Genomic DNA, 19,549 nt, shown 5'->3' with positions numbered 1-19,549 from the left:
CACATACGACACGGGGACGAAAGTGTGATGGTTATGTGATCGCATGCAGTTAAAGTGTTCGTTGCATCGAACATTCAGGCGCTCGACGCCGATTGAGAAAGGATCCCCTCCCCTGCCCTCCGCACCCCGGGCGCCGCGCCGACACCGCATCCGCCGCCGCGCCGACATGCCGATGCTTGGCGGGGTGCGCCCGCCCATAGCCTCGCTCGTCGTCCTCCTGCTGGTGGTCGCCGCCCTGACCGTGATCGGCCTCGAAGGCATCCACGCGACACGGGTACCGCAGGCCGTGCTGGACAGCGAACAGCAGATCGCCGCGGACACCGCGCTGTCGACACGCACCGCGATCGACGTCGAGGCGAGCACCCTGCGCCGTACGGCCAACGCCTACCCGACGACGAACACTTCCACTCCCGCGTCCACGCTCAAGGCGCTGACCTCCGCCAGGAAGGCGGTCCGCGGCAGTGCGCTGCTCGACGCGCGCACCGGCAAGCTGCTGGCGACCGGCGGCAAGCAGGTCCCGCTGGCCGGCGTGCACGTCTCCACGACGGCGTCCGGGCACGTCACGATCCCGCCCCGGCTGGTGACGTCGGGCGGCGCGCGTGAACTCCTGTACTTCGCCGAGGTCACGCTGCCCGCGCAGCAGGTGGACGCCAACCAGGACCAGAACCAGACCCCGAGCCGGACCGACCGGCAGTGGCTGCTGGTGGTCTCCGAGGCCCTGCCCACCCTCACCACGTACGGCGACGGACGCACCGCCCAGGTTCTGGACGCGAGCGGTACGGCCCTCGCCACCACGACCCACGGCACCGCGTCGTCGGCCGCCGACAGCGGTCTGCCCACGGCGGCGGCCCGCGCGGCGAACGGGTCGGGACGCGGCACCGACGCCTCGGGAAGCATGCTGGGGGCGGGCACGGACAGCCGGAGCACGGTGGCCGGCTGGGCCCAGGTCGCCTCGGCGACCGGTCCGGGCGACACCGACGGCCTCGGCCTGGTGGTGCTCACCTCCCGCTCGGTACCCGCCACGACCGGCGCCGCCGACTACTCGCGTTTCGCGCTGGAGGCCGCCGGGGCGCTGGCCGCGGTCGCGCTGCTGCTCGCGCTGGCACTGCACTTCCTGGTGCAGCAGCCCCTGCTGCGGCTGTATCTGTCCGCCGGGCGCCTGGCCCGGAGCGCGACGGAGGACGGGCCGGCCGCGTGGGAGGAGCTGTCCCGGCCGGTTCCGGTGCACGGCTTCGGGGAACTGGCCCGGATCGGGCGGGCCCTGGAGTCGCTGCGCCGGCAACTGCTCGGCGAGATCGGCCCGCAGGAGTTCCCGGCCCGGCGCGGACCGGGCTACCGGGCGCTGGCCGTGGCCGGGGTGCTGGTGGTGGCCTGCTGGTCGGTGCCGATGATCTTCCTGTTGAACCGGGCGGACACCACGACCGCGGTTCCGGCCCCGGTCCTCGCCGCCCAGCAGACGCGCACCGAGATCACGACGAACCGGATCCGGCAGTCCCTCGACCAGTCGTACACCGACCTGAACGACGTGGCCGCCGCCCTGCCGGGCAAGACCAGGGCCGCCCAGACCGAGGTCCTGCGGCGCACCCTCGCCGACCACAAGCACTACCGCTCGCTGTATCTCCTGGACCGCTCCGGCGCCATCGCGCTGAGGGTGGGGGGCACACCGCTGCGCACCCTCGTCCACGTGCCCGACGGCGGCGGGATCACCACCGTCAACACCTCGGGCAAGATCCCGGCGATCGCCGCCTACGCCCAGGTCAAGGCCGCCAGGGGCAAGACCCCGGCGGCCGGGGTGGTGCTGTTCGGCGAGATCGACGTGCACGCGCTCAACTCCATTCTGCCCAGGCCCAAACTGGGCAGCGTCTGGGTGACGGACCGGGACAACAAGGTGCTGGCGTCGAGCGTGGGATACCGCGCCTTCCAGTCGCTGCCCGACGCCGGACTGACCCGTCTCGCCCGCGCCACCCAGGGCGCGGCGGGCACCGCGGGCACCGCGACCTCGGCGGTGCTCCGCACGTCCTCCGGCCCCTCGCTCGACGCGGCCGCACCACTGGCGCAGAGCGGCCCGACGGCCCGCCTCGGCTGGCACGTGGTGACCGCGGAGCCCGCGGCCGCGCTCCAGATCCCCGCGGTGCAGGCCGAGCAGCGCACCATGCTCGCCGGGATCCTGGGCCTCACCCTGGGCGCGGCCTGCCTGGGCTGGCTGCACGTCGTGGTGATCCGTCCGCTGCGCGCGGTCGCCGTGCTCGTCGAACGGCTCGCCGGCGGCGACCGCCGCACCGTGCTGCACCCGGTCAACCACGACGAGATCGGCTCGATCACCCGCAGCCTGGAGCTGACGCGCCAAGCCCTCGCGGAGCGCGACCGGGCGGCCAGATCCGGCCACGCCGCCGGGCCCTCGCGGCCCCTGCGTGAGAACACCCTCCAGCGGTAGAAGGACGGAACAGGCGTGCTCTTCCTCTATGTCATAGTCCTCCTGTGCTGCGCCGCACTCTGGATCGCCGGAATCCTGGAGCAGCGGCGGCACTTCGACTCGCTGGAGCAGATACCGACGCGGGTGCTGGTCAACGGCATCCGCGGCAAGAGTTCGATCACCCGGCTGTGCGCGGGCGCGCTGCGCGGCGGCGGCCTGGTCACGGTGGCCAAGACCACCGGCACGGCGGCCCGGTTCATCCATCCGGATGCCACCGAGGAGCCGGTGTACCGCAAGTTCGGGATCTCCAACATCGTCGAGCAGATCGGCATCGTGCGCCGGGCGGCGACCTACCGGCCGGACGCGCTGGTGATCGAGTGCATGGCGGTGATGCCCGCGCTGCAGGAGATCAACCAGGAGAAGCTGATCCGTTCCACGATCGGCGTGCTGTGCAACGTCCGCGAGGACCATCTGGAGGAGATGGGGCCGACGCTGGACGACGTCGCCCGCTCGCTCTCCCGCTCGATGCCGGTGGACGGGGTGTGCGTGACGGCGGAGCAGGACCGCTTCCACATCCTCCAGGAGGAGGCGGACGCCCGTAACTGCAGGCTGGTCTACGCCGACCCGGAGACGGTCAGCGACGAGGAGCTGCGCGGCTTCAGCTGGTTCACCTTCAAGGAGAACGTGGCGATCGCGCTCACCGTCGCCGAACTGCTCGGCGTGGACCGGCAGACGGCGCTGCAGGGCATGTGGGAGGCACCGCCCGACCCGGGCGTGCTGTCGGTGGAGCGCTATGTCGCCCCCGAGGGCAAGCGGCTGCGGTTCGCCAACGTCTTCGCGGCCAACGATCCCGAGTCGACGCTGATGAACGTCAAGCAGCTGGAGGACCTGGGCGCGATCAGGCAGCCCCTCAACGTCGTCATCAACTGCCGCCCGGACCGCGTGGAACGCAACGGTCAGATGGGCGCGATCGTCCCCGACCTCGGCGCCGAGGCGGTGTTCCTGATCGGCCACCCGACCAAGAGCGCCCGCGATGCCGTTCCGGCCGGTTTCACCGGGCGGGTGGTGGATCTCGGCGGCGACCGCCGGGACCCCGAGGAGCTGACCGCCGCGATCCTCGCCGAACTCGGCCCGGTCTCCTCACTGGTGGCGATCGGCAACATCCACGGCCGGGGCGAGCTGTTCCTGGAATGCCTCGCCGAGCTGCCGCTGGACGACTCCGAGGACCCGTTCGACGCCGTACCCGACGGCGACGGTCTGGACCAGGAGACCATGCAGATCGCGCTGGCCCGGCCGCGGATCGCCACGGCCCGGCCGCCCGAGCCCGAGCCGTTCAGCTGGGTGGCCCCGCTGGACGCGCCGACGTACGCCTTCCGCATCCCGGAGCCGCGTGACCTCGCCCGCCGGGCCGCCGAACGCCAGGGCCGCGCCGACGGCGAGCGCGCCGAAGACGACCCGCACCACTCCTACGCTCCGTCCCAGTCCCCGAGGAACCCGTGATCCCCGCCAACCTCACCGCACAGACCGCCGCGCTCGGGATCGCCCTCGGGCTGGTCTTCTCGCTCGTCTGCTATCTGACCACCAACCTCTCCCCCGGAGGGATGATCACCCCGGGGTGGATCGCCCTCACACTCGTCACCGACGTGCAGATGGCCGGCCTGATGGTCGCCGTGGCGGCGGGAACGTACTTCCTGACGAAGCTGGTGCAGCGCACGGTGATCCTCTACGGCAAGCGGCTGTTCGCCGCCGTGGTGCTGTGCGCGGTGCTGATGCAGACCACCGTGATGCTCGCCCTCAGCCATGAGTTTCCGCTGCTGTACACGTCACAGACCCTTGGTTTCATCGTCCCCGGCCTGGTCTCGTACCAGATGGTCCGCCAGCCGATGGCGGCCACCCTCATCTCGACCACGGCGGTGACGCTGGCCACCTATGTGGTGCTGGTCTGCGGGCTGTTGATCGGCGTCCTGCCCACCGGCTGACCCGCCCACCCCCTCTCACCCCACACCTCCAGGAGGATCGGCCATGCACTCCCAACCCGCCGGCGGACGCAACCGCCCGACTCGCCGCGCCGTGCTCGGGACGATCGCGGGCGTGGCGGCCGCCGGGGTGGCGGGCGGGTACGCCTGGGAGCACTCCGGGCGCGGCGGCGACGACCGCGGGGGTGCGGCCGCCGCCGGTACGGGCAGCGGTCCGAGCGCTCCGCCCACCGGGGGCCACAGCTTCGAGCGTTTGTCCGCCCCCGACCGCACCGTGGTCCGTTCCGCCGACGGCGGCACGCTCGCCACGTTCACCGACGGAGCCCGCACGGCCGTACTCACCGGAGCCAGTCGCACCTTCAGCGAGCCGCGCACCACCGAGGCCAGCGTGACCACGGACGCCTGGGTGCGGGTGCTGCCCCACACCTGGCAGCGGGGCATGGAGAAGTCCGCCTGGTTCAAGGGCTGGTTCCGCAAGGCGCTCGGCGACACCAGCCCGGACGTCTTCGCGGTGGCGTTCGAGTACAGCAGCGTCGGGGCGGCCGACAAGCACAACGCGGCCGGCGTGCGCTACGCGGGCACCGCGCACTTCGGCCCGCGCAACTCCAAGGTCAACAACCCGCTGGACTTCGCCTACCACGACGAACAGTCCGACTTCTACGACTATCTGGGCGTGCCCTGGACCTTCCCCGACGGCACCCGCGTGCAGCCGGAGAAGGACCGCTACGGCGACGTCGACTGCTCCGGCTTCCAGCGCCTGGTGTGGGGCTACCGCATGGGCCTGCCCCTGCACAACACCAACACCCGGGGCACCGGCCTGCCGCGCCGCGCCTTCGCCATCGCCGCCTACGGTCCCGGCCGTCTGGTGATCCCCGACACCGGCGAGCAGCCCACCGATCTTGGCGCGCTGCAACCCGGCGACCTCGTCTTCTTCGCGATCATCAAGGAGCGGCCGGGGTTCATCGACCACTGCGGGATGTACATAGGGCTCGACGACCAGGGCAGGCACCGCTTCTACTCCAGCCGCTCCGCCGCCAACGGCCCCACGCTGGGCGACCTTTCGGGCCGCTCGCTGCTGGACGGCACCGACTTCTACGCCCGCGGCTTCCGGGCGGCCCGCCGCCTGTGATGCCGGCGCCCGTGCCCAGCCGCCCGACCTGAACTGCAGATCCGAGGACCCTTGCCATGACCGCCATCCCCGCCGTCCAGCCCACCGGCGCGCGCCGAGGCCGCCGGGCGGCCGACCGCCCCTCCGGCCGCCCGGAAGACGCCCCGCGCTGGGAACGCCCGGCGCTCGCCGCGGTGCTGGTCGTCGCCACGGTGATCTACTCCTGGGGCATCGGGCAGGCCGCGATCCACCCCTTCTACGGTGCGGCGATACGGTCGATGGCCGGCAGCTGGAGCGCCTTCTTCTTCGGCGGGCTCGACACCGCCGGTTCGATCACCATCGACAAGCTGCCCGGCGCCTTCTGGCCGGACGCCGTCTCCGTCTGGCTCTTCGGCCCGCACACCTGGGCGGCCGCGCTTCCGCAGGTCGTCGAGGGCGTGCTGACCGTATGGCTGTTGCACCGGATCGTACGGGTGTGGGCCGGTCCGTTCGCCGCGCTGATCGCCGCGGTGACGCTCACCCTGACCCCGGTCACCGTGGTCCTGACCCGGGCCACCATCCCGGACACCGCGCTCACCCTGCTCCTGGTGGCGGCGGCCGGAGCGCTGCAGAAGGCGGTGCGGACCGAGCGGCTGCTGCCCCTGATCACCTGCGGGATCTGGGTCGGGCTCGCCTTCCAGACGAAGATGCTGCAGGCGTGGCTGGTGCTGCCCGTCTTCGCCTGCGTGTACCAACTCGTCGCGCCGGGCACGCCGTTGAAGCGGGCGCTGCGCGTCCTGCTGGCCGGCGCGGTCGCGCTGGCGGTCTCCTGCTCGTGGGTGCTGATCGCCTGGGCGACACCGGCCGGCGACCGCCCGTACCTCGACGGCACCTCCGACAACAATCCGTTCGCCCTGGTCTTCGGCTACAACGGCCTGAGCCGCTTCAGCAGCGACGCCACCGCGTTCGGCGCCGTCGCGGGCACCGCGGCCAGCCGCACCACCGGCAACACCGGCTGGAACATGCTGGTCAACCACACGATCGGCCCGCAGATCGCCTGGTTCCTGCCGCTCGCCGTGCTCGCCACGGTCCTGGGTGTCCTCTGGCGTACCGGACGGCCGCGAACCGACCCGATGCGCGCCGGATTCCTGATGTGGGGCGGCTGGCTGGCCGTGCACGCCCTGGTGTTCAGCGTCTCCAACGGCAACCACGCCTACTACACGGCCGTCATCGCCCCGGCGCTCGCCGCGCTGACCGGCGGCGGCCTCGCGCTCTTCCACTGGGAGTACGAGGCGCACCACGAGCCGGGGCGCGAAGCGGAGCACGGGGCGGGCGGCCGGCGGCACATGGCACTGCCCGCGGCGATCACGCTCACGGTGGCGTGGGCGCTGGTGCTGGACTGGCCCACGCGATTCGTCTCCTGGCTGCTGCCGGTCGCCGTCATGCTCACCATGTGCGGCGTGGCGGGCCTGTGGAGCCGCGGGCCGCGTACCTCCGCGCGCATGGTCCACGGCGCCCTCGCCGCCGGGATCGCGGCCACCCTGGTGGTGCCGGCCGGGTGGGCTCTGGCCAGCCTCAACCCGCTCTACGCGGGCGCCGCCACCTCCCCGACGGCCGGTCCGGTCGGCAACGCCTACCGCGCCAACGCCCATCTGCGCCACGTCCCGCGGCGGGTGGGTCTCGACCGGCCCAGCGCCCGCGACACCGCCCTGCTCGACTACCTCACCACGCACCGCCACGGCGAGAAGTACCTGCTGGCCACGCAGGCCGCCTACACCGCCGAGCCCCTGCTGCGCGCCAAGTCCGAGCCCGTCCTCGTCATGGGCGGCTTCACCGGCAGCACCCCCTTCCCCACCGCCCAGCAGCTCGGCGGCCTCATCTCCGCCCACCAGCTGCGCTACGCCCTGCTCACCACCCAGCGCCCCACCACCGCCGCCACCACCTGGGTGAAGTCCCACTGCGCCCGCATCCGGCCCGCCGCCTACGGCCGTCGCACCGACGGCAGCTTCACCCTCTACGACTGCAACCCGAACGGGTAGGGCGGCGCCCCGGACCCAACACACCATCAGGCTGCATCAGGCGTTGCCATGTGTGCTGTGTCACGCATACCCACAGCCGCCTAAGTTGTCTGCATCACAGCGGAAATGTCCATTTAGCGTCCATGCTCGAAGCGGATACCGACTCTCGAAGTGGAGCCCCTCGGCAACCCCTTGGGCATGAAGTCGCAAAGTGACCCATGACACACCACTCGGGACATTTCTACTTTTTCCCCTGGAAAGGTGCATCCTGATGGCCGCTTACCTCTGTCCTCCTGCCGTGATACACGGCGAGCACCGCGTTCGGACCAGCCAGATCGTGGCGGAGGTGCGCGACCGGCATCCGCACGCCGCGTGGGCGCCCCGGATCGACGGCATCGCGGCCAGTACCGGCATCGAGACCCGCGGGTGGATGCTGCCGCTGGAAGCCGCCGTCGCGCCCGGCAGCGGCGGCGGCCTGGGGGCCGTCGGCACCGGGCCGGCCCAAGAGGCGTTGGCGCGGGACGGGTTCAGCCGGCCGGAGGTGGACCGTGTGATCGCCGCACTCGAGGCGATACCCGGGCCGCAGACCGTCCAGGAACGCACCGCACCCGCCTGGGAGGCCGTGCAGGCGTACGGGGAGCGTGCGGCGCGCGGAGCCCTGCAGATCGCCGGGCTGGACGCCGCGGACATCGACTGTCTGATCACCAGTCACTCCACCACTCCGGCACTGCCGGGCCTCGACATCGCCCTGGCCAACAAGCTCCGGCTCCGCGACGACGTGATGCTGCTGCCGGCCACGCAGTGGGCCTGCATCGCCGGTACCCGCTCCCTGGCGCTGGCGGCGGACCTCGTGGCCGCGGACCCCGACCGGGTGGTCCTGGTGGTGATCGCGGAGGCGCTGAGCACGACCTACCAGCCCTCGGACGACACCCTGGAGTCCCTGATCGTCCGGCTGCTGTTCGCGGACACCGCGGTCGCCGCGGTGGTCACGGGCCGCCCGCGGCGCGAGTCGGTGCTGCGGCTGGACGCCTCCTGGCACCACACCCTGCCCGGCACCCAGGACCTGCACCGCTTGGAGACTCGGGCGGACGGCACCCACTTCGTGATGGACCGGCGTGGACCGCGCGCCGTGCAGGAGACGGTCACCGCGATGTGGGAGTGGCTGCGCGTCCGATACCAGGACGACCCCGACTCCTGGCACCCGGACCTGCTGCTCGCGCACCCCGGCGGGACCCGGGTGCTGGAGTACATGGAGCAGACGATGCCCGAGGCGTGGCCGTCCGGGCTGCTGGAGTACAGCCGGGACAGCTACACCAGCGGCAACCGCGGGGGCGCCGCCGTGTTCGACATCCTGCGGCGGGCGCACGACGCCGGGCAGAAGCCGGGAAGTCGGGCCGTCCTGTACGCGGCGGCCCCGGGTCTCACCGCCACCGCGCTGGAAGGGGAGTGGCTGTAACGGTGGCGCCGGGCCACGGGTACGCCTCTCCTGCCCTGGCCGGGCTCCCGCACGCCGGCCGCACTCCCGGCCCGCGGCCGGGTCATCTGCCGACTTCCGCCCAGACCACCTTGCCGGTGTCCGTCCACCGCACGCCCCACCGGGTGGTGAGCCGGTGCACGATCTGCAGGCCGCGCCCCCCGTCGTCGAGCGGGCCGCCCCGGCGCAGCCGCGGCCTGCCGTTGCCGGTGTCGCCCACCTCGCACAGCAGGCCGTGACCGGACCTGATCAGCCGCACCGTGACGGGACCGGCGGCGAAGCGCACCGCGTTCGTGACCAGCTCGCTGACCAGCAGCAGCACATCGTCCCGGGTGTCCTCCCGCAGACGCCACTGCCGCAGCAGCGGGAAGACCCGCGAGCGGGCGCGGGCGGGCGCGTCGTCGCGGGCGGGCAGCCGCCAGGTCGCGGTGTCGCCCTTGCGGTAGCCGATCATCCGCGCGAGCAGCAGGGTCACGTCGTCGCGCTGGCGCACGGGTGCCAGCGCCGACACCACGTGCCGTGCGGCCTGCTGCAGGGAGTCCCAGGGATGCACCGTGGACACGACGTCCGCGAGCTTTCCGATGCCCTCGTCGATCGACAGTGCCGGATCCTCCACCAGACCGTCGGTGTACAGGGCGAGCAGGGAGCCCGGGGGCGCGCCGAACACCTGGACGTCGAACGGCTCGCGCAGCGCGAACTCGGCGCCGAGCCCGGGGTGAGGGCGGACCGCGAGCGGGCCCGCTCGCCCGTCCGGGGAGACGAGGACCGGGGGGAGGTGGCCGGCGCTGGACATCGTCACTCGGTGGCTGACCGGGTCGTAGAGGGCGATGCAGCAGGTCGACCCGAGGGCGCTGTAGCCGGCCGCCAGCCCGGACTCCGCGTCGTCGAGCAGCGTCACGGTCTCGTCCAGGTGCTCCAGTACCTCGTCGGGCGCGAGTCCCGCCGACAGCAGCGCGCGGGCCTCCATGCTCAGCTGGCCCATGGTCGCCGCGGCCCCCAGGCCGTGTCCGACCACGTCACCGACCACGAGCGCGGTACGGCCGTCGGGCAGCGGAAAGCTGTTCACCCAGTCCCCGCCGACGCCCGCGCTGTCGGGCGTGGCGGGCTGGTAGACGCTGGCGATCTCGATGGTGTCGCCGCCGGCCCGGGGCAGCAGCCTGCGCTGCAGTGCCAGCACCTGCGTGTGCTCGCGCTGGTGCTGACGGGCCAGGTCGATGTGGTGGGCGGTCCTGGCGACCAGTTCCTGCAGGTCGAACAGCTCGCTGTCGCGGAAGGGGCAGTCCGCCCGCCGCCAGATCTCCGCCACGCCCAGGACGACGGGCGGGACGCCGTCCAGGACCAGCGGTATGCACGCCACACCCACCGACCGGTCGCCCGGCACCAGGGCACGCATCACTCGCGGACTGCCCAGCACCCGCTCGACCGCCTCGCGGTCGGGTATCACGAGGGCCTGCGGGGCGTCGTCCCGCCGCACCGCCTGGGCCAGCAGGCGGCTCGCGTCGCTGGGAAGGTCGTCGCCCGGTGTCACATAGCCCTCGGGCCACGCCCGGTCCGGCACCAGGGCCGCCCGCCGCAGCCGGATGCGCCCCTGTGACTGACCGAGGACTCCCTCGCCCGTCCACACGGCGAAGTCGAGGTCGACGGCGGCCACGTCCCCCCAGGCCAGCAGGGACTCCGCCAGCGACTGCGCGGTCTCGCCGACGTCCAGCGAGGTGCCGATGGCGGTCTCGGCGGCGTACAGGTGCAGCCTCCTGGCCATGGCGATCACGGAGACGGTCAGGCCCTCCTGCGGCACCGCGGCGGGCAGGATGCTCATCGAGACCACCAGCTCCGACCCGTCGGCGCGCCGCAGGCGCTGGATCCGGGCGACGTGCGCCTCACCGGTCTCCAGGACCTGCCGCAACCGCCGGGTGACCGTCGGTACGTCCCCGGCGGGCAGGAAATCGACGAAGGGACTCCCGGGCGCGGGGTCCAGACCCGCGAACACGGGGGCGTCCAGATTGCAGCGGGTGATCCTCAGGTCGCCGTCCAGGTTGACCACGCCGAGAATCCGGTCCTGACGGCCGGCCGCCGGGTCGTCGGGTACGCGCGGGCGGGCGGGGCGCTCGCCCCGCTCGTCGTCAGGACCGGCGGCCGGTGCCGCTCCGCCGCGCGGTATGTAGCGCCCCAGGGCGCTGCTGACCAGGTCGAACGGCGAAGGGGACGAGGGGGAGGGTGTGGAGTCCATGCGGCTCTCTCAGCAATCCCCGGCACAGCGCCGAGGCCGTACTCGGACCCGTGCGACGGAGCCCCGAGATCCCTACCGCACACCTCATTGAATACCACCGGGGGTCGCTTCGCCCACACCAGCGGGCCGCGCGGCGAACACGGACGGTGAGACGACGCTGCCGTGGAGGTGGAGGCAGGAAGGCACTCACCCCAGGAAGCTCAACCGGACCCGGCGGTCCGTGTTGCTCGTGTTCGTGTCGACCAGGCACACCGACTGCCAGGTACCCAGCTCCAGCTGCCCGCCGACGACCGGGAGCGTGGCGTGCGGGGGCACCAGGGCCGGCAGGACATGGTCACGGCCGTGGCCGGGCTTGCCGTGCCGGTGCTGCCAGCGGTCGTCGGCGGGGAGCAGGGTGTGCAGCGCGGCCAGCAGGTCGTCGTCGCTGCCGGAGCCCGTCTCGATGACGGCGATGCCCGCGGTGGCGTGCGGGACGAAGATGTTCAGCAGGCCGTCGCGGCCGGCCGCCGCCTCGCGCAGGAAGGCCGCGCAGTCGTCGGTGAGGTCGACGACCCGCTCCCGGGAGCCGGTGGCGACGTTCAGCGTTCGGGTGGTGAAGACATCTGACATGACCCCATCCTTACCCATACGCCGGGTTCCATGGCTTTCCGAGGCGACCGACCGACCGCGGGGAAGATCGACGCCCACCCCGATGTTCGTACAAACGTGAACAACACACATGAGGTCGAGGTGGTCGTCGCGGGCGCCGGCCAGGCGGGTCTTTCCAGCGCCTACCACCTGCGGCGCACCGGCTTCGAGCCGGACCGCGACTTCGTGGTCCTCGACCACGCCCCCGCGCCGGGCGGTGCCTGGCAGTTCCGCTGGCCGTCGCTGACGTACGGCAGGGTCCACGGGATGCACGCGCTGCCGGGCATGGAGCTGACCGGCGCCGATCCCGCGCGGCCGTCCGCCGAGGTGGTCGGGGACTACTTCGACCGCTACGAACGCGCCTTCGGCCTGCGGGTACGGCGCCCTGTCGACGTCAGGGCGGTACGCGAGGGCGCGGACGGGCGGCTGCTCGTCGAGACCTCGGACGGGACCTGGTCGACGCGCGCCCTGATCAACGCCACCGGTACCTGGGACCGGCCGTTCTGGCCGCGCTACCCGGGCCAGGAGACCTTCCGCGGGCGGCAGTTGCACACCGCGCGGTACGCGGGCCCCGAGGAGTTCGCCGGGCAGCGGGTCGTGGTGGTGGGCGGCGGGGCGTCGGGCACCCAGCACCTGCTGGAGATCGCCCCGTACGCGGCGGCCACCACCTGGGTCACCCGGCGGCCGCCGGTCTTCCGCGAGGGACCGTTCGACGAGGGGGTGGGCCGGGCGGCGGTCGCGCTCGTGGAGGAACGGGTCCGGCAGGGGCTGCCGCCGAAGAGCGTGGTCACGGTCACGGGCCTGCCGCTCGACGACGCCGTCCGCAAGGGCCTCGCGGACGGGGTCCTGGACCGGCAGCCGATGTTCGAGCGGATCACCCCGGACGGGGTGGAGTGGCCGGGCGGACGGCGGGTGGACGCCGACGTCATCCTGTGGGCGACCGGCTTCCGGGCGGCCCTGGACCACCTCAGGCCGCTGAGGCTGCGCGAGCCGGGCGGCGGCATCCGCATGGAGGGCACCCGCGCGGTCGCCGACCCCCGGATCCACCTGGTCGGCTACGGCCCCTCGGCGAGCACGATCGGCGCCAACCGGGCCGGGCGCGCGGCCGTACGGGACATCAGGCGGCTGCTGGCCGAGGAGCCGGTCGCCGCGTGAGCCGCCGCCCGCTCACCGGGCGGTCTGCGGGGTCCGGGGCGGGAGGGGGGCCGGGCTCGCGCCCTGCGGCCGGCCGGTGCTCATCTGGCGGGCCACGAAGTCGGCCACGTTGCGCTGGTGCTCGGCGTAGTCGGCGGTGAAGCGGGTGTCACCCGGCTTGACCGTGACGAAGTACAGCCAGTTGCCCGGCGTCGGGTTGATCGCGGCGCGCATGGCGTCCTCCCCCGGGTTGTCGATGGGCGTCGGCGGCAGGCCCATGCGCTGGTAGGAGTTGTAGGGGCTGTCCACGCGGGTGTCGTCCGCGGTGGTCCGCGGGGTGCCGCGGCGCAGCGCGTAGTGGATGGTGGAGTCCATCTGCAGGGGCATGCCGTGCTGCAGCCGGTTGAAGACGACCCGGGCCACCTTCCCCATGTCGGCCTTGGAGGAGGCCTCGGCCTGGACGATGCTCGCGATGGTGACGGCCTGGTAGAGGTTCATCGCGTCGCGCTGCGCGCCGGCCGCGATCGGCGCCCCGTTGAACTTCTCGTCGGCGGTGTCGACCATGAACTGCAGCAGCGACTGGGGCGTGGCCTTCGCGTCGACCTGGTACGTGGCCGGGAAGAGGTACCCCTCCGGGTTGCCCCGGGCCTCGTTCGGCAGCTTGAGGGCCGCACTGCCGACGGACTTCCCGGTGGTGCCGGCGGGCAGGGCGAGGACCTTGTCGACGGCGTCGTAGACCTGGCTCGCGCGCCACCCCTCCGGGATCACCAGGGTCGCGGTCCTGCGTTCCCCGCCGTTGTCCGGGCTCAGCAGCGGCACCGCCACGGCGGTGCCGGCCAGGACGGCGCCGGTCACGACGAGGACGAGTCTGCCCCGGCGGGTCAGTCGAATCGTGCGCACCGTGCTCCGTGGCCGAGTGTTCATCTGCATGCGGGCACGGTATCCCGCATATCATCCTAAATCCGGCATATCGTCAGCCTGTCGGCTCCAGCTCCGCGTCCCGTCGCACCAGGGCCGCATACCGTCCGTCGCGCTCCAACAGCTCCTCGTGCGTGCCACGTTCGGCCACCCGCCCGGACTCCAGGACGAGTATCTGGTCGGCGTTGCGGATGGTGGAGAGGCGATGGGCGATGGTGAGCGTCGTCCGGTTGGCCGACAGCGCGTCGATGGCCTCCTGGACGGCCCGTTCGGTGCGGGTGTCCAGCGCGCTGGTCGCCTCGTCGAGGATGAGCACCGGCGGATCACGCAGGATGGTGCGGGCGATGGCCAGGCGCTGCTTCTCACCGCCGGAGAACCGGTGGCCGCGTTCGCCGACCACCGTGTCGTAGCCGTCGGGCAGCGCGGCTATGTGGTCGTGGATCTGGGCCGCCCGGGCCGCCGCGTGCAACTCCTCGTCGGTTGCGTCGGGCTTGGCGAAGCGGAGGTTGTCGGCGACCGAGGCGTGGAAGAGGTACGTCTCCTGGGAGACGACGCCGACCGCGCGGGCCAGCGTGTCGAAGTCGAGGTCGCGCACGTCGACGCCGTCCAGGGTGACGCGGCCCCCGGTGACGTCGTAGAGACGGGGCACCAGATAGCCGAGCGTGGACTTTCCGGCACCGGTCGGCCCGACGACCGCCAGGCTCGCGCCGGCCGGGACGGTGACGTCGATGCCGTCGAGCACCGGGCCGCCCTTGTCGTCGTAGCCGAACTCCACGTTCTCGAAGCGGACGTCGCCCTTGACCTGGTCGAGATGGACGGGGCGTTCCCGCTCGGTGATGTCGACGGGCAGGTCCAGATACTCGAAGATCCGCTGGAAGAGGGCGAGCGAGGTCTGGATCTGGACGCCGGTCGACAGCAGGCTGACGGCCGGGCGGAACAGGCCCTGCTGGAGCGAGACGAAGGCGACGATGGTGCCGAGCGAGGCCCGGGGTCCGCCCAGTTGCACGGCCATCCCCGCGGTCCAGTAGATGACGGCGGGCATCGCGGCCATCACGATCGTGATCACGGCCATGCGCCAGCGCCCGGCCATGTTGGAACGCACTTCGAGGTCGACCAGGGCCTCGGACTCCTCGGCGAAGGACGCGGTGAGGGAGTTGGAGCGGCCCATGGTGCGGCCGAGCAGGATGCCGCTGACGGACAGCGACTCGGTGACCGTGGCCGCCATCGCGGCCATCTGCTTCTGGCGCTGGGTGGTGATCTTCTTGCGCTCGTTGCCGACCCGGCGGCTGATCCACACGAACACCGGCAGCAACAGCAGGGAGACGACGGTCAGCCGCCAGTCGAGGGCGACCATCGCGACGATCGTGGCGACCACGCTGGTGACGTTCGAGACCAGGGAGGTCGCGGTGGAGGTCACCGTGGCCTGCATGCCGCCGATGTCGTTGGCTATCCGGGACTGCACCTCGCCGGTGCGGGTCCGGGTGAAGAAGGCGAGCGACATGCGCTGCAGACGGCCGTAGACGGCGGTGCGCAGGTCGTGCATGACGCGCTGGCCGACGGTGGTCGAGATCAGCGTCTGGAGCACGCCGAAGACGCTGGTCAGGACGGCGCTGAGGATCATGCCGAGGGCGAGCAGGCTGAGCAGGCCGGTGCGGCGCTCGGGAATCGCGACGTCGAGGGTCTCCTTGAGGAGGAACGGCGTGGCGACCGAGACCAGGGAGGCGGCGCCGACCAGCAGGCCGACGACCGCGAGCCGGGCGCGGTAGGGACGGAAGAGCTTCAGGATGCGGCGCACCTGCCGGGGCTGCTCCCCGGCGTCGGCGGGCGGGGTCCAGGAGGGTTGGCGGTCGGGATGCATGGGCTCCTACGGAAGTGAACGGGCGCCGGCACGGAGTGCGCCGACGACGACCGATGGATCGTAGCTCATTGTTACCTATACTCACAATGAATAAGGTCCTGATATTGTTCCCGCATGACCAGCCCAGATTCCGACGGTCTGCTCGCCGAGCAGTTGCTGCGGCTCACCCGCCGGGTGCACCGCATCCAGAAGCGCCATCTCGAACAGCGCGATCTGGGCGTCACCCCGGCCCAGTCCCGCCTGCTGCGCACCCTCGCGCACTACGCCTCTCCCCCGCGCATGGCCGACCTGGCCGAGCGCCTGGAGGTGGTGCCGCGCGCGGTGACGACGCTGGTCGACGGCCTGGAGGCGAGCGGCAAGGTGCGCCGGGTGGCGGATCCGACGAACCGCCGGGTGACCCGGATCGAGCTGACCGACGAGGGTCACGGGACGCTGCGCGCCCTGCGCGGCGCGCGCAGGTCGGCGGCGGAGGAGATCCTCGCGCCGCTGACCGACAAGGAGCGCGCGGTGCTCGGCGTGCTGCTGGACACGCTGATCGACGGGGAAGCCGTCAAGCGCTGCTGAATCGTTTGCGTCGCCCGTGACAGCGCGACGGCTCCCCCTCCGTGTTCCGGAGGGGGAGCCGCGACGGGTCGGGTCCGCTCAGCCGGCCTCGGCAGCGGCCTCCCGGGCGGCCCGGACCGGGACCTCCGGATTCTCGCCCGCGGCCTCCTCCGGCACGGACGCGGTCTCCCCGTCCAGTACCTTCTTCGCCCGTTCGATGTCCAGCGCGCCCTCCCAGCGGGACACCGCGAACACGGCGACGCAGTTGCCGAGCAGGTTGGTGGTGACGCGCATCGAGTCCATGATGCGGTCCACGCCGAGCAACAGGGCGACGGCCCCGGCGGGGATCACGCCGAGGGAACCGGCGGTCGCGGACAGCGCGAGGAACGCCGAACCGGGGACGCCCGCCATGCCCTTGCTGGTCAGCATCAGCACCAGGACGACCGTGATCTGCTGGCCGAGACTCAGGTCCACTCCCACCGCCTGGGCGATGAACAGGGTGCCGATGGACAGGTAGATGGAGGCGCCGTCCAGGTTGAAGGAGTAGCCGGTGGGCAGCACCAGGCCCACGGCGTCGTCCCGGCAGCCCGCCCGGCGCAGCTTCTGCATCATGCGCGGCATCACGGTCTCGCTGGAGGCGGTACCGAGGGCGAGCAGCAGTTCCTCGCGGGTGTAGCGCACGAACTTCCACAGGCTCAGGCCGCTGACCAGCCGCAGTGCGACGGCCAGCAGGACGAGGAACAGCACGGCGACGGCGTAGCACAGGACGATGAGTTTGCCGTAGGTCTTCATGACGCCCAGGCCGTACTGGCCGATCAGATGGACCGTCGCACCGAACACGGCGAGCGGGGCCAGCCGCATCACGAAGCCGACGACCGTGAAGACCACCTCCTGCGCCTGCTCGACGGCCGACAGGATCCCGGGCACCTTGGTGTGGCCGAGGTGCAGCAGGGCGGCGCCCACCAGACAGGCCAGGACGAGGACTTGGAGCAGCGCGTTGTCGGCGAAGGCGCCGACGAAACTGTTGGGCAGCGCGTCGAGGACGAACTCCGTGGCCGAGGGCAGGGAGCCGCCCTGGGTCTGCCGGTCGAGGGCCGAGGCGTTGAGCCCGGCCGGGTCGACACGCATCCCCGAACCGGGTGCGACGAGGTTGGCGGCGACCAGGCCGAGCAGCAGGGCGGCGGTGGAGGCGGCCTCGAACCAGATCAGGGCCTTCAGCCCGATCCGCCCGAAGGCCTTCAGGTCACCGGCCCTGGCGATGCCGACGACCACCACGCAGAACACCAGCGGCGAGATGACCGCCTTGACGAGGCGGACGAAACCGTCGCCGAGCGGCTGGAAGGCCGCGGCCGAGCCGGGCCACAGCCTTCCGACGACGACACCGAGCACGAGAGCGCAGGCGACCTGCGCGAAGAGGGAGGTTCGCAGTATGCGTGCGACGCGTCGCGGCGGGGACGGAACGGTCGGCGGCACGGGCACTCCTAGTGGGACGTGGACACCGCAGAGGCCCCGAAAAGACTTCTGCGATACGGAAAGCTGCTTCCGTACCGATCACTCTGGTGGTCCGGCCGCTCTTCCCGAAGACCACGGTGTTGCGGCCAGGTAAATCCTGCCGCGCGTGACGCGTCGCACCTCGGCGGCCTCAGCAGCGGCTGATGTCCCGCGTGAGCACTCCCTGAACGGCCGTCAGCGAACGGTCGTAGCAGCCGTCCGAGCCGTAGCGGCGGTAGCGCTCGCTCGTGGTGGCGACCGCGTGCCGCTGGTCGCGCGGTACGTCGACGGTGTAGGCGGCGTCGCCGGCGTAGGTGTCGTCGAGCCGGGACCACGTGGCGCGCCGGCCGTCCCAGCGCTCCTCGACCGCCGCCCGGTCGCCCAGGGTCAGTACGGTGCGCAGCCGGTTGTCCGTACCGAGGGTGGTGGCTCCGCTCATCGTGTACGTCCGGTGCGTGTACGTCGTCCGCGCCGTTCCGTGTCCGTCGACGGTGACGCTCTGGTCGTCCGTCCAGGTGGCGTCGAGTCCGTCGGTCGTCTCGCCGTCGGTCCAGCGGTGGACGGAGGTGTTCGCCAGCGTGCGGCTGACGGTGGTGGTCACCCGGCCGTGCGAGGTGTCGACGTACCCGGCGACGGTGAGCCGGTGCCCGGCCCGGGTGTCCACCCGGGCCGGTGAACCCGGCGTGTAGGTCGAGGAGTCGGCCGGAGCGGTCGCACTGTCCACGGTCAGGGCGCCGGTGACGTGCGCGCGATGCGCGTCCTGCCAGACCAGCACGTTCACGGGGGTGCTCCAGCCGGCCTGCCCCGCGGGCACGCCCACCACGGAGACCTGCACCCGGTGCGGGAGTCCGTCGTCGAGCAGCCCGGCGAACGGCGTCAGGTCGTATTCGACCGGCTTGACGTCGAAGGCACGCGGTGCCGGAACGACGTACCAGAGGAAGGGGTTGGACCAGCCGCCCGTCCACACGTGCGGGAACGGCGCGGCGATCCCGGCGAGCCGGCCGTCCACGGTGACCTGCACCTCACGGTACGGGCCGTGGTCGGCCTTGCAGGAGTACGGGGCCGGGTCGGCCACGGTCAGGTACCAGAACTCCTCGCAGCCGCCGCCGGATCCGGTGGCGTACACCTCGGCGACGATGCGTTCGCTGTTGCGCGGGGTGGTGAGGGTCGTCGTGCCGTCGGGCGTGTTCGTGAGGGTGAGCACGCGGTCGGGGGCCGGAGCGGCGGGGCGGCCCGCGTAGAAGGTCAGGGTGGCCCTGACGTCGATGACGCCGGTGTAGGTGTCGTCGACGACGTTGCCGATGAGCATCTCGACGTCCCTCGGGGCGCGGAAGGTGTCGCTGTAGCGGGTGACGTCCTTCTCGACGTGCCACTCGATGCCGTCCGGCGAGGGCTCGGGGGTCGAGGTGCGCAGGATCTCGACCCCGCCGACATGGAGATAGCCGAGCCGGTCGTACTGACGGCCCTTCACCTTGCCGTCGAGACGCAGTACGACCCTGCTCCAGTGGTCGCCGCACCCCTTCGGGGGTGTGAACGTCCCCCGGTAGGGGGTGAAGTCGCGGAACTGGGCCTCGGCCAGGGTGACCCGGCAGGACTTGGTGTGGGGGGTGGCGACGGGCGGGGCCGCGGTCACCGGGTCGTGCCAGTCGGTGCCGAACTCGGCCGGCACGTCGACGGCCCGGGCGGAGGGCGCGCCGACGCCGAAGAGGGTGCTCGCCACCAGCGCCGCCCCGGCGAGCATGGACATGACTATCGGTCTTCTCATGGCCGTGTTCTACGGGGA

Annotated in this window: 14 protein-coding genes; 8 read left to right on the top strand and 6 right to left on the bottom strand. The window is 72.1% G+C overall.

Annotated elements, in window-relative coordinates; translation table 11 throughout:
• Positions 1–184: 184 nt before the first annotated feature.
• From ACFYMM_RS18255 to ACFYMM_RS18230, 6 genes are all read left to right on the top strand, one after another.
• A complete protein-coding gene (locus ACFYMM_RS18255) occupies positions 185–2,434 on the top strand; it encodes a HAMP domain-containing protein (protein WP_388387562.1) in 2,250 nt (749 codons plus the stop codon).
• A 15-nt stretch (positions 2,435–2,449) separates the two neighbouring features.
• A complete protein-coding gene (gene pgsB, locus ACFYMM_RS18250) occupies positions 2,450–3,913 on the top strand; it encodes a poly-gamma-glutamate synthase PgsB (protein WP_388387560.1) in 1,464 nt (487 codons plus the stop codon).
• Positions 3,910–4,392: a poly-gamma-glutamate biosynthesis protein PgsC/CapC gene (locus ACFYMM_RS18245; protein ID WP_388387558.1), complete on the top strand. Its 483-nt coding sequence runs from the start codon at positions 3,910–3,912 to the stop codon at positions 4,390–4,392. Before pgsB ends, ACFYMM_RS18245 begins: the two co-directional genes overlap by 4 nt.
• Positions 4,393–4,435: 43 nt before the next feature.
• Entirely contained in the window at positions 4,436–5,518 is a 1,083-nt protein-coding gene (locus ACFYMM_RS18240) for an NlpC/P60 family protein (RefSeq protein WP_388387556.1), read from the top strand.
• A 56-nt stretch (positions 5,519–5,574) separates the two neighbouring features.
• Positions 5,575–7,515: an ArnT family glycosyltransferase gene (locus ACFYMM_RS18235; protein ID WP_388387554.1), complete on the top strand. Its 1,941-nt coding sequence runs from the start codon at positions 5,575–5,577 to the stop codon at positions 7,513–7,515.
• Positions 7,516–7,765: 250 nt separating this feature from the next.
• Positions 7,766–8,950, top strand: coding sequence for a type III polyketide synthase (locus tag ACFYMM_RS18230; protein ID WP_388387552.1), 1,185 nt, complete (start codon positions 7,766–7,768; stop codon positions 8,948–8,950).
• 82 nt (positions 8,951–9,032) lie between these two features.
• Here the strand turns inward: ACFYMM_RS18230 and ACFYMM_RS18225 are convergent, their stop codons facing one another.
• Positions 9,033–11,195 (bottom strand): SpoIIE family protein phosphatase, encoded by a 2,163-nt coding sequence (locus ACFYMM_RS18225; protein WP_388387550.1) that lies wholly within the window; start codon positions 11,193–11,195, stop codon positions 9,033–9,035.
• Positions 11,196–11,381: 186 nt separating this feature from the next.
• Positions 11,382–11,804: a secondary thiamine-phosphate synthase enzyme YjbQ gene (locus tag ACFYMM_RS18220; RefSeq protein WP_388387548.1), complete on the bottom strand. Its 423-nt coding sequence runs from the start codon at positions 11,802–11,804 to the stop codon at positions 11,382–11,384.
• A gap of 96 nt (positions 11,805–11,900) precedes the next feature.
• Here ACFYMM_RS18220 and ACFYMM_RS18215 point away from each other — a divergent pair, with 96 nt between their 5' ends.
• Positions 11,901–12,977, top strand: coding sequence for an NAD(P)-binding domain-containing protein (locus ACFYMM_RS18215; protein WP_388387545.1), 1,077 nt, complete (start codon positions 11,901–11,903; stop codon positions 12,975–12,977).
• A 12-nt stretch (positions 12,978–12,989) separates the two neighbouring features.
• Here the strand turns inward: ACFYMM_RS18215 and mltG are convergent, their stop codons facing one another.
• A complete protein-coding gene (mltG, locus tag ACFYMM_RS18210) occupies positions 12,990–13,886 on the bottom strand; it encodes an endolytic transglycosylase MltG (protein WP_388387543.1) in 897 nt (298 codons plus the stop codon).
• Positions 13,887–13,929: 43 nt separating this feature from the next.
• Complete coding sequence (locus ACFYMM_RS18205) at positions 13,930–15,732, bottom strand: ABC transporter ATP-binding protein (RefSeq protein WP_388387541.1); 1,803 nt, start codon at positions 15,730–15,732, stop codon at positions 13,930–13,932.
• A 114-nt stretch (positions 15,733–15,846) separates the two neighbouring features.
• On the opposite strand from ACFYMM_RS18205, the gene ACFYMM_RS18200 reads away from it, so the two are divergent.
• Entirely contained in the window at positions 15,847–16,296 is a 450-nt protein-coding gene (locus tag ACFYMM_RS18200) for a MarR family winged helix-turn-helix transcriptional regulator (RefSeq protein WP_388387539.1), read from the top strand.
• Between the two features lie 78 nt (positions 16,297–16,374).
• On the opposite strand, the gene ACFYMM_RS18195 is transcribed toward ACFYMM_RS18200, so the two are convergent.
• Both ACFYMM_RS18195 and ACFYMM_RS18190 read right to left on the bottom strand, forming a co-directional pair.
• Positions 16,375–17,748 carry a cation:dicarboxylate symporter family transporter gene (locus tag ACFYMM_RS18195; protein WP_388387537.1) on the bottom strand — a complete coding sequence of 458 codons (1,374 nt, stop codon included), beginning with the start codon at positions 17,746–17,748 and terminating at the stop codon, positions 16,375–16,377.
• Between the two features lie 169 nt (positions 17,749–17,917).
• The gene (locus tag ACFYMM_RS18190) at positions 17,918–19,531 is read right to left on the bottom strand and encodes a peptide-N4-asparagine amidase (protein WP_388387535.1); all 1,614 of its coding nucleotides are present in this window, start codon (positions 19,529–19,531) and stop codon (positions 17,918–17,920) included.
• Positions 19,532–19,549 lie beyond the last annotated feature (18 nt).

It is taken from the genome of Streptomyces sp. NPDC006739, from assembly GCF_042869815.1.
GTDB lineage: Bacteria > Actinomycetota > Actinomycetes > Streptomycetales > Streptomycetaceae > Streptomyces.
This window is presented reverse-complemented; position numbering and strand designations above follow the sequence as displayed.